1 protein-coding gene is annotated in these 1,121 nt (G+C 72.3%); it reads right to left on the reverse strand.

Going from position 1 to position 1,121, the window contains the following annotated elements:
• A partial coding sequence (locus ACWDZ4_RS35085; RefSeq protein WP_451512431.1) for a SpnB-like Rossmann fold domain-containing protein occupies positions 1-1,121 on the reverse strand: 1,121 nt, incomplete at both ends.

Consider the following 1,121-nt stretch of genomic DNA (forward strand, 5'->3'; position numbering starts at 1 on the left):
CCCGGCCGCACCCCACCCAACTCCACCAACGCGTGATACGCCGTCAAAAACACCAACGGCACCGACGCCGCGACCTCCCACGACCACCCCCCGGGCAGTCGGGCGAGCAGCCGGGCGTCGCCGACCACGAGGGAGCCGAAGCCACCGGACACCAGACCCATGACCGAGTCGCCGGGCGTCAGCCCGGTCACCTCGGGACCCACTTCGGTCACCACGCCCGCGGCCTCGCGCCCCATGCGCCCGGCGTCGCCGGGGTACATGTCGAGCGCCTTGAGGACGTCGCGGAAGTTGACACCGGCGGCGCGGACCTCGATCCGCACCTCGTGTCCGGTCAGCGGCTCAAGGACCTCAGGGAACGGCGCCAGGGCCAGTCCGTCCAGGCTGCCCTTCGTCTCGCTGTCCAGCCGCCACGGCACTCCGGCCGGCGGCACGAGCCCTGTTCCGGACTCCAGCCGGGCGAGGCGGCCCGCTCGAATTCCGTTGTCGCGGATGACCAGTTGGGACTCGTCGGCGGTCAGTGCCTGAGCCATCTGTACGAAGGCGTCCTCGGCGACGCCGAGGTCCACCAGGCCGAAGCAGCCGGGGTTCTCCGTCTGCGCGGATCGCACGAGACCCCAGACCGCGGCGGCGGCGACGTCCGTGACGTCCTCGTCACCGGACGCCATCGCGCCACGGGTGACGAACACCAGCCGCGAGCCGGCGAACCGCTCATCGGCCAGCCACCGCTGAGCGAGCGTCAGCGCGTCGGAGGTCAGAGCGTGAACCGACTCCACGACACCGTCCCGGACCGTGCCGGCGACGCTCACCAGTACGGTGCCCGGCACCGGGGCGTCACCGGCCGTCAGGGATGCCAGATCGGCGTACGTCTCGACGCTCGGCCCCACTCCCGCGAGCCCGTCGGCCAGCCCGAACGGGTCGGGTCCCACCAGTGCGACGGCTTCGGGCACCTCGGCGCCCGACTGCACGGAAACCCAGTCGAGGCCGAACAGCGCGTCCCTGGCCAGCGCGGCGTCCGCGCTCAGCTCATCGTTCGACACCGTGCGTACGAGCAGGGAGTCGACCGAGGCAACCGGCGCCCCGGACAGGTCGGCCACGGAGATCGACACCGCGTCCCGGCCGTC

The organism is Streptomyces sp. NPDC003016, assembly GCF_053591455.1.